Source organism: Streptomyces sp. NPDC059010 (assembly GCF_042740355.1).
In the GTDB taxonomy this organism is placed as follows: Bacteria; Actinomycetota; Actinomycetes; order Streptomycetales; family Streptomycetaceae; genus Streptomyces.
Genome location: NZ_JBHYJA010000062.1, coordinates 1 through 10,197 on the forward strand (window position 1 = coordinate 1; position 10,197 = coordinate 10,197).

Below are 10,197 nucleotides of genomic sequence, written 5' to 3' on the forward strand. Positions count from 1 at the left end.
CGGCTCCCGGGGTCTCTGTTTCTTTCCCCCCCCGCCCCCCCCCCCACCCCCCCCTGGTGGGGGGTGTGGTTTTTGTTGTCTCCTTGTTCGGTGTTCTTGGTTCTGTGCCCCCCCCTTTTTGCCCCCGCCGCGCCGCCGGAACTGCTGGCCGTCGCTCGACGTGGGCTTGCGGTCCTCGGTCGCCCAGAGGACGACCGCCACAGGGAGACTACCTGGCCGACGATCTGCCGCGCGGAGTTGCGATCCCCGGCCGCTCCAAACGACGACCGCCGCCCGCGTCCGCTTCCGCAGCGTATTGCCGGACGACTTGTTGCGGCCCTCGGCCGCCCCGCAGGGCGATCGCCACCTGACCTCCTGCTGGCGTTCTTCACCTCGGACAACCAGTTGCGATCCTCGATCGCCCCGAAGGACTACCGCCACAAGGACCGCGTCATGCAGGGGTGGGCGCCGACGCTATTGCGATCCTCGGTCGCCCCAGAGGGTGACCGCCACGGGCTGGCTCTACAAGGTCTCCGTCCCGGCCTGGATGTTGCGATGCTCGGTCGCCCCGGGAGAGCGACCGCCACTTCCGTGGCCGCACCGTAGTCCAGGGCGAGGATGTACGAGTTGCGATCCTCGGTCACTCCGGAGGGCGACTGCCACTGCTCCACCCGGAGTCCGACGGTGGAGACGACCTCATGTTGCAATCCTCGGCCCCCCCGGAGGACAACCGCCACGGCCGTCATCCTCACGCCGTGTCTGCATCGTCGCGACGTTGCGGTCCTCGGTCACCCCCGAAGGATGACCGCCACGTCCTCGGTCGCCCCGGAGGGCAGCCGCCACCGGCGTCGGTCGGGTTGCCGCCCTCGCCGGGCTTGGGGTTGCGACCCTCGGTCGCCGCCGAGGGCGACCGCCACCAGGCCCTCACCAGGGAAGCGAGCGCAGGTCGCCACGTTGCGATCCTCGATCGCCCCGGGGGGGACCAGGGTCCTTGCGGGCCAGCGTGGTCAGCCGGAACTCGTCGTTGCGATCCTCGATCGCCCCGGAGGGCGACCGCCACCACCGCGCCGGGGGCCTGGTTGTTGCCGAACTCGGGGTTGCGATCCTCGATCCTCCCCGAGGACGACCGCCACCTCGACCGCGATCCACAGCAGGCCGATTGCCCCACTGCCGCGATCCTCAGCCGCCCTGGATGACGATCGCGACCTGCTCGGCGCGCGCCTCCTTCAACAGCAGCAACTCGTTGCGATCCCCGGTCGTCCTGGAGGGCGACCGCCACTCGGGTCGCTGAGTTGGAGGCTGAGCGGCACGTCACGTTGCGATCCTCGGTCGCCCAGGAAGACGACCGCCGCCAGTCGACGACTGGGACAAGGCCGAGGTTGTGGGTGTTGCGATCCTCGGTCCCCCACAAGGCGACCGCCACCGATATAGCCCAGGCCGCCTGTTCCGGCGCCGTTGGGGTTGCGATCCTAGGGCGCCCCGGAGAGCGACCGCCACCCCCACCACTCCGCTCAAAGTCGCCCTCGTCACGGCGTTGCGATCCTTGGTCACCCGGGAGAGCGACCGCCACCCGTTCACACCCACGATCGCTTCGATGATCTTGCGGTTGCGATCCTCGGTCGCCCCGCAGGACGTCCGCCGCTACCGACGATGCCGCCGGGACGGCCGTCGTTGTCGATGTTGCGATCCTCGGTCGCGCCCGAGGGCGACCGGCACACGCTCGATGAAGCACATCGCGGTGACATGCGTCTGGTTGCGATCCTCGGCCGCCGGGAGGGCGACCGCCACCAGCAGGCCCATGGACTTGTTAGCGACCTCGATGTCGTTGCGATCCTCAGTCGCCCCAGAGGGCGACCGCCACTGCGTGGCGCCGACGTTGGGCCACGCGTTGTAGATGTTGCGATCCTCGGTCACCCCGGAAGGCGACCGCCACCAGACCGCTCCGGCCAGGCTCGCCGCCGCAGGCATGATTGCGATCCTCGGCCGCCCGCTGGACGACCGCCGCTGCTGGGCTGCCCGAACAGGTCGGAGGTGCAGTACCAGTTGCGATCCACGGTCAACCCGAGAGACGACCGCCACCAGCTTGGCCTCGGGCTTGTACGCCTCCATCTCCGCATTGCGATTCTCGGTGGCCCCGGAGAGCGACCGCCATTCGGCCTCAGCCTGCCGATCGTCGCCCTGCCATACATGTTGCGAGCCTCGGTCGCCCCGGAAGGCGACCCGCCACAGCAGCTCCTCCGAGTCGTCGACGCCGGAGATGTCGTTGCGAGCCTCGGTCGCCTCGAAAGGCGACCGCCACTTCTCGATCTCGGCGCGGATGTACGGCCGGTCGTTGTTGCGATCCTCAGTCGCCCGGAGGACGACCGCCACACGCACGAGCTGCACCGGCAAGGGCGGCCGTGGGCCGTTGCGATCCTCGGTCGCCTTGGAAGACGACCGCCACCGCAACGCCCGCGGGCGGCCTCGCACCACCTGAAGGAGTTGCGATACTCGGTCGCCCGGAGGGGCGACCGCCACGTGGTGATTTACCAGCTCGGCGTGCACGCCGGAGCCGTTGCGATCCTCGGTAACTCCGAAGGGCGTCCGCCACACGTATGCGCGGCACGGCCGCGGGCATGTACTGCCGTTACGATCCTCGGTTGGCCCAGAGGGCGACCGCCACCTTGACTCCGTCCTCGGCGGCAGACGACACGGCCGGTTGCGATCCGGTCGCCCCGGAGGACGACCGCCACTGGGTCTGATCCTTCGCATCGTCACGGACACCCGGTTGCGATCCTCGGTCACCCCGGAGGGCGGCCACCACGGCTCGGCTACCGGTACGCCGGCCCCTACGCAACGTTGCGATCCTCGGTCGCGCCGGAGGGCGACCACCACCATCGCGCGCCCCCCTTATAGTCGGTGTAGCCGTCGTTGCGATCCTCAGTCACCCCGGAGAGCGACTGCCACAGGGCCTCGTCGGCCGCGCCGAGCGTCTCGGTGTCGTTGCGATCCTCGGTCGCCCCGGAGGACAACCGCCACTGCTCCCTCCGACAGCTGCACGTGCGCCGCGACTCGGTAGTTGCGATCCTCGGCCGCCCCAGTGGGCGACCGCCACCCCGCAGCACCGTCAGGTACTGCTTGGCCCACATGACGTCGCGATCCTCGGTCACCCCAGAGGACGACCGCCACAACTATCGCCGTGACGTCCATGGCGGACCCGACGAAGTTGCGATCCGCGGTCGCCCCGGAAGACGACCGCCCCCGCACCACACCCGGCCGCAGCCCAACGACGTGTGGTTGCGGTCCTCGGTCACCCCGTAGGGCGACCGCCACGCAGATCGCGCGTATGCGCGGGCCGCCAGCATCGCACGTTGCGATCCTCGATTGCCCCGGAGGACGACCGCCACCAGGGTGTAGTTCGTCTCAAGCTGTTCACTGGTGCTGTTGCGAAGCACAGTCACCCTGGAGGGCGACCGCCACCGCTGTCCGTCAGCTTCACGGGAGTCACCTCCCATATTGCGATCCTCGATCGCTCCGGAGGACGACCGCTACTCCCCACGTATCCGCCCGCCGGACACACGTACCCGAGGTTGCGATCCTCGATCGCCCCGGAGAGCGACCGCCGCCCTTGCCGACTTGGTGGATCACACGCGGCGATTGAGGTTGCGATTCTCGATCGCCCTAAAGGACGACCGCCCCCACGACCAAGGCCCTGACCACTCGGCATGCTGAGGTGTTGCGATCCTCGGACGCCGACAGACAGCAACTCGCCGACGTGCAGGGCGACGTGGGAGAAGTACTTGCAGGCCGGTGGCGGTCGCCCTCCGGGGTGACCGGATGGAGTTTGCCGGAGCCTAAGTGGGGTGCGATCCTCGGCCGCTGTTCGGGCCAGCGGGGTACGTCAGCCGTTGTGATCCTGGGATGGCATCAGTCGATGAGGCTGGTGAGTGTCACGCCCTCAGGCATCCCGTCTCGGTCGATGGTGATCCGGTCGGCGTATTCGTCCCAGGATCGTGCCTCGCTGTGGCCCAGCGGCTTGATGCGGATCCGGTCGAACAGCTTGTGTGCGGGTACCTTCCCGTACGCGTCGTCGTGGGAGAAGACGTACAGGCCGCGGATGGCCATCTCGCCGCGGGAGGCGGCGCGGTCGTGGTCGAACATCATGGTCATGGCTTGCCAGTAGGCGGCCATGTCCTGCGAGGTGACGCTGGCTTTTGCGCCGAGGGCTCCAGAGTAGAAGCCGTGGCCGCGGTAGAGCCCGTAGGGCACGTAGTGCTTGTTGCCCATCTCGGTGACCTTGCCCTTTGCGATGTCTTCGGGCTTGTTCGGGGCGACTCGGGTGATGCCTGCCTCAAGGGGGGTGACAGGGTCGATGGAGCGGGAGAAGGTGAGCTGCATGGGTCCGCGGGCTTTGCCGGCGTGCTTCTTCTGGTCGCCGACGGACATGACGGCGCCGAACAAGCGTACGTCGTAGAAGTTGCGGATCATCCACTGCTGGGCGGTGGCGGTGTCGCCTTCCTTGGCGCCGCCTTCGTGGTAGGCGCGCTGGATCTGCGGGTTGAGTGCGACGCCTTCCTCGACGTACATCTCGAAGCCGGGCTGCCCCTGGTGGGCGAGTGTGACGGCGTTGCGGATCTTTCGCTTGAGGGCGACGTCGGTGATGAAGCCCTGGCTAGTAATGGGGTCGATGCGGGGCATGCCGCCGGCATCGGGGTCGCCGTTGGGGTTGCCGTCCTTGACATCGATGAGGAAGACGTAGTCGTGCTTGCGGGTGGGGTCCAGGTGTGCGTCGGTCATGACTGCGCTGGTGTCCTTATCCGTGTTGGGTGATGTGGCTGTGTGCTGTTGGACGCGTGCTAGACGGTGCTGTCCATGACGCTGGCGTCCTCGGCGGCTTCGGGCAGGGCGTCCGCCGCCTGCTCGCCGGAGAGTTCCTTGCCGGCTTCGCGGGCCTTGATGGCTTCGGCGGCGGCCCGTGCGGAGTGGGCGCGCTGGTGTTCGTAGCCGAGGATGAACAGGGCCTGCTGCTCGGCGTTCAGGTGGGCCGGGAGGGCGTCTAGCAGGTCGAAGGCGTCCCGCATGCGGTTTTCCATGGCCTTGGCGGCGGGTTCGCTCGTGCGGGCGATGGTACGCAGGTGGGGGCGTGCGCCGATGCGGAGCCGGGTGAGGGCGGCTCGGGGCGAGACGACCACGGTGGTGAGGTACTTGTCGGTGATGGTGGTGTTGACCTTGGGCATGGCCTTGCGCTGGATTGCTTCGAGCATGGCCATGATCCGCCCGCAGACGTATCCGGGCTCAGTCGACGTGGTGTTCAGCTGGGGCACGCACAGCTCCTTGTGACGGGTGGTCGTACGGGTCATAGCGAGGCGCAGTAGCGCGATGCGGGGTCGGTCGATGTGGTGGTCGGCGCGGATGCGCTGCATGAGGACCGGCAGGAGGTGGGCCGGCGGTGGAGTGCCGTGGAGTGCGGCTTTGGCCAGGTCGGCTTGCAGATGCACAGGGACGGTGGTGTCGATGTACTTGTTTTTCCGCTTGTCCCAGCGGGCGGCGGCCAGGGCGAGGCGCCAGACCGACCAGTAGAGGTAGGTGTCGTTCCAGCCGTCCCAGGTCTGCTGGTCGGCGAACCAGCTTCCGAGCCGCTGCTTGAGGTCGGGGACGGGGATGTTGATCCAGTCGGCGACGATGACCCGGTTGGTGTTCACTCGCAGGGTGACGGCGTGGAAGGCGTCCTCATCGAGGGCGGCCCGCGCATCGCGTCCCTTGTGCGGGTGGCTGAGCCCGTCGACGAGTTGGGCAACCTCCGTGGGGTCGGGGTTGTCCAGGGTCCACATGTCGGTTTCGGTGGCGGGGTTGCGGGTCCACCACACGATGGCCGAGTCGCCGGCGAAGGTGCGGTGTTCGGGGTCGGCCAGCAGCGTGTTCAGGGCGGTGGTGGCCTTGGTTCCGCACGTCACGCAGACGGGTGTGGCGCCGAGCTGCTTGACGCCGGCCCGGTAGTGGGCGGGCTGGTTGAGGCAGATCAGCTGCGTGTTCATCCCGGAGTTGGGCAGTCCCTTGACGGGAACCGGGAGCGTCGACAGCAAGGATCCCGTCTCACCGCAGACGAGACAGATGCCTTCCTGACTCTTGCCCGCTGTCCCGCTCTTGGCGCTCTTGACCTTCTGGGCCCACCAGTCCTGGGCTTGCGGCAGGTCGTGGATCCATGCGCCGTCCACGCTGATGGCCACGAGGTGCGCCTGGTCCATCCCCTCCGGCCAGTGGCCCGGCGTGTAGCTGTCCAGCCACTCGGCCAGTGTGCGGGCCTGAGGAAGGTCGGGGTGTTCGTTGCACCAAGAGGTCACCATGGCGCGGTATGCGGCGTGCCGCTGCCGGGCCTTGGTGATGTCCTTCGGGCTGGTCGACGGAACCTTCTCTTCGTCCGGCTGCTTGACCAGGCCGGGATGAGCCAGGACGTACAGTGCGCTGTCGGTGATCAGGAACGGCGGCGGGGTCGTACCGGAGCGGCCGGTGTAGGGGGCGGTGACCTGCCGTGGCTTGTCCCCTTTCGCGGGGCGCAGATCGATGATCAGCGGCTCGCTGTCGCCGCTGCTGGACAGGTCGATCTGCCACATGACCGGCCGGCGCTGGTAATAGTCGGGGACAGCGTCCTCGCGGCCGTCGGCGTGCTGGACGAGGCTATGCAGCAGCACGTCAGGCCGCCCCCTCGGCAGAAACGCGGCCCTCAGCCCCGGGCATCCCGCCCGCCTGGGCGGGATCGAGCGGGCGGTCGGGCACGTGCAGGACACCGCGTTCGAGGCGGGCGCGGAACCAGTGGTAGCGCTCCTGGCCCTTGGGCAGGTACTCGATGTGGTGGAGCATCAGTCCGATCTCGTCGATCGGGGGGATGCCTGCGCGGTCGGCGGGGGTGACGACGCCGGCCTCCTCGGCTGATCCGCGGGGGCCGAAGAAGGCGGCGAACTCGCGGCAGCCGAAGTGGGGTTGCTCGAAGCAGGCACCCCGCTGGAGGCGGCGGTCGAACTGGTCGCGGTACTTCGGCAGCGGCGCGCTGCAGCGGTCGGTGGCGTTGATCGTGGCGTGGATGCGGTAGGCGACGTCACGCAGGGCAACGGTGACGCGCTGCCCGCGGTCCTCGGCGACGTCGTAGCGGTAGCCGGTGTTGGCGCTCAGGTCCTCGTAGGTCTTCTTGGTGATGACCGAGTTGTTGACCTCGTTTCGCCGGAAGGTTGTCCACTGCACCGGTTTGAGCTGTTCGATCCGCTCGATGCGGTAGGCGATTTCCGGCTTCCACAGGATCGCCTCCAGCAGTCCGCTGGCTGCCGAGGGGGTCATGGTCGGGTAGGAGACCCGTTCGACCTTGAGTTCCGGGCGGGTGAAGCAGGCCAGCGGGCCCCACGCCTCCACCTGCACGTGAAGGGGCCGGTCAGCCCTCTCCCCGCGCTGCCGTTTATGCCCCGTCATCATGCATCTTCCTCCCTTATGCACCGGCCGACCCGGCCCGTTGTCAGTGCTGGCCGCTAGCGTCGTGGCGCCATCACGGTCCACGACACACGCAAGACAGATCGCGGCAAATGTCGTGGTGTGCTGGGATCTCAGCGTATAACCGATAGAAAGTCAAATATGCCTGAAAACAAGGTAGTTGACCCGTTAGGTGGCCTAGTGCCGGTTCCGGAGGGCAGGCTCGTGGCCCACTCACCCGGCCGTCGGGGCGTCTGGCACTGGTACGAAGACCACGCCCGTGGCACTGGCGAGCTGGCACGCGGTTTCGCCGACGTTTGGGGAGGCGGAGACCTCGCCTGCCGGCTGGGGCGTGACCACGACACCGGTAAGGGCGCGTGCGCCTGGCAGGACGGGCTGATCGAGGAGGCCACGACCGGCCGCAAGGTCCGCCGCCCTCCACACCATGACGCCGGCGCGTTCCTGTTCGCCCAGGCGGCCAGGCGCCATCCGGTGCTGACACCGTTCGCCGGAGTGATCGAGGGACATCACACCGGCCTGCCCGCCTGGTCGGACCTCAAGGTCCGGCTCAAGGCCCTCATGCGGAGCTCCGCAGAGGTGGACGAGGCGATCAGCCGCGTCGCCAGGGTCATGCCGGAGGTCCTGGACGGAACTTGTCCGCCGGCCCCCAACTGGCTTGACCTGCAGGACCGGACGAGTGTGGAGATGCTGGTCCGCATGACGTACTCGGCCGTGGTCGACGCGGACCGGCTCGACACCGCCGCCCACTTCAGACCCGGCAGGCACTCCCAAAGGGCCGTGGGCATGGCGGAGTTGTGGGAGCGGTACGAGAACCGCCGCCGGGAGATGATTGCCGAGCGCCGACGCCGCACCCCTCCCTCATGGCTGGACGGGCTCCGCGAGGACATCTACGGGGAGGCCGTCGAGGCAGCCGCCAGCAAGCCGGGGGTCTACCGGCTGCACCTGCCGACCGGCGCGGGAAAGACGTTCACCGGCGGAGGCTTCGCGCTCCGCCATGCCGCCCTGCACGGGCTGCGGCGCGTCATCGTCGCGGTCCCGTTCATTTCGATCACGGAACAGAACGCGGCGGTCTACCGCGGCCTGCTGGATCCCGAGCACGGGCCGCGGACGGTTCTGGAGCACCACTCCGCCGTGAACTTCGAGACGTCCCGCCGCCCCAACCCGTGGGCGAAGCTGGCCGCGGAGAACTGGGACGCCCCGTTCATCGTGACCACCACGGTCCGCTTGATTGAGAGCCTCTTCGGCGACAGCCCCTCGGCCACCCGCCGACTGCACCGGATCGCGAACTCCGTCCTCGTCCTGGACGAGGTCCAGTCCCTCCCTGATGCTCTGCTGACACCCATCCTGTCCGGGCTGCGCGAGCTCGTGGAGCACTACGGCGTGACCCTGGTGCTGTCCTCGGCAACCCAGCCGGAACTCTCCGCGCTCAACCCCTGGCAGACCGGACTGCCGCAGCGCGAGATCGTCGCGAACCCCGCGCCCCTGTTCGAGCGACTGCGCCGGGTCCGGTACGAGTGGCGCACCGGCTCAGCCGTGACGCTTGGGAGCATCGCTGCCGAGGCTGCAGAGCACACCGACGCCCTGGTCGTGGTCAATGGCACCAAGGATGCCCGCCACGTGCACAAAACGTGGCTCGACGGCCGCGGGGAGAGTCCTGGCGTGCTGCACCTGTCGACCCGCATGACCGGCGGTCACCGCCGGGAGACCATCCAGACGGCCAAACAACGGCTGGAGGCCGGCCTGGGCACGCTGCTGGTGTCGACGTCGTTGATCGAGGCCGGCGTCGACCTCGACTTCCCGCACGGATTCCGCGCCAGGTCGCTGCCGGAGTCCGAACAGCAGGCCGCCGGACGCATCAACCGCGAAGGCCACCGCCAAACCGAAGACAGCGTCCTGACCGTCTTCGAACCGACCGACGGACTCCAGCCACAAGTGATCTACAACCGGTCCGGCATCGCCGCAGCATCCCGCCGATTCGGCAAGGACCTGGCAGCCCCCGACGACCTGGACACCCTGCGCTCCTACTACCAGCACCGCTACCAGCTCCAGGCCGGACGCTCTTCCACAGATCCCGACGGAGCCACCGGAGAAGTCATCGAGGCACTGCGAGAGAAGCTGGACTATCCGGAAGTCGCCCGCAGAATGCGCATGATCGACAACGAGCACTCCGTGGCCGTCGTCGTCATCCGCTCCCAGCTCACCCACAAAGAGCAGCAGGCCGCCCGGGACGCCATCAGGCAACTCCGCGACGGAGTACCGACCCCAGAGACCTACCGCGCCCTCCAGGACCACATGGCATCGATCCCTCACAAAGAACTGGAGACAGCGATCAGTGCCGGTCACGCGGTCGAAATCGCCGGTGACCTGTACGAGTGGACAGGCCCCTACCACCCGCAACGAGGAATCGAGCCACCCAAGTAGAGCGCGCAACCCCAAGTGAAACCGCGACACGCAAGTCGCAATCAAGGGAAACGTCCGCTTCACCCTATCCCCGTCGTCCCCGTAACCCTCTAGCAGAGCCTCGATACAGTGGCCTTGCGGCCTCGGTGTGGGCAACCGCAAGCCCGGCGTTTGAGCGAACTGGCCTTCATCTCCACCGGAACTCCGACCGCCGGACTACCGTGCCGGAGGGAGGCGCGCAATATAGCTGTGGGGGGGCGCGTGGAGGAACAAAGGCCGCCCCCCCGGAAGAGTTTTGTAACCCCCCAAAACACTCACACCCACCCCAGGGGATCCGCAACCACAGAGACCTCTAAACAGAAA

General features: G+C 68.0%; 6 protein-coding genes. 1 reads left to right on the forward strand and 5 read right to left on the reverse strand.

Annotated features, from left to right (window positions below; all coding sequences use genetic code 11):
* Positions 1 to 1,620 precede the first annotated feature (1,620 nt).
* From ACFWYS_RS41845 to cas5c, 5 genes are all read right to left on the reverse strand, one after another.
* Positions 1,621 to 2,523 (reverse strand): hypothetical protein, encoded by a 903-nt coding sequence (locus ACFWYS_RS41845; RefSeq protein ID WP_384781399.1) that lies wholly within the window; start codon positions 2,521 to 2,523, stop codon positions 1,621 to 1,623.
* 284 nt (positions 2,524 to 2,807) lie between these two features.
* Positions 2,808 to 2,990, reverse strand: coding sequence for a hypothetical protein (locus ACFWYS_RS41850; protein ID WP_384781401.1), 183 nt, complete (start codon positions 2,988 to 2,990; stop codon positions 2,808 to 2,810).
* Positions 2,991 to 3,885: 895 nt separating this feature from the next.
* On the reverse strand, positions 3,886 to 4,755 hold the full coding sequence (gene cas7c, locus ACFWYS_RS41855) for a type I-C CRISPR-associated protein Cas7/Csd2 (protein WP_384781403.1): 870 nt from the start codon (positions 4,753 to 4,755) through the stop codon (positions 3,886 to 3,888).
* Positions 4,756 to 4,814: 59 nt separating this feature from the next.
* Complete coding sequence (cas8c, locus tag ACFWYS_RS41860; protein ID WP_384781405.1) at positions 4,815 to 6,647, reverse strand: type I-C CRISPR-associated protein Cas8c/Csd1; 1,833 nt, start codon at positions 6,645 to 6,647, stop codon at positions 4,815 to 4,817.
* A 1-nt stretch (position 6,648) separates the two neighbouring features.
* Entirely contained in the window at positions 6,649 to 7,419 is a 771-nt protein-coding gene (gene cas5c, locus ACFWYS_RS41865) for a type I-C CRISPR-associated protein Cas5c (RefSeq protein ID WP_384781407.1), read from the reverse strand.
* Between the two features lie 219 nt (positions 7,420 to 7,638).
* Between cas5c and ACFWYS_RS41870 the strand changes: the two genes are divergently transcribed.
* On the forward strand, positions 7,639 to 9,855 hold the full coding sequence (locus ACFWYS_RS41870; protein ID WP_384781409.1) for a CRISPR-associated endonuclease Cas3'': 2,217 nt from the start codon (positions 7,639 to 7,641) through the stop codon (positions 9,853 to 9,855).
* The last annotated feature ends 342 nt before the right edge of the window (positions 9,856 to 10,197 follow it).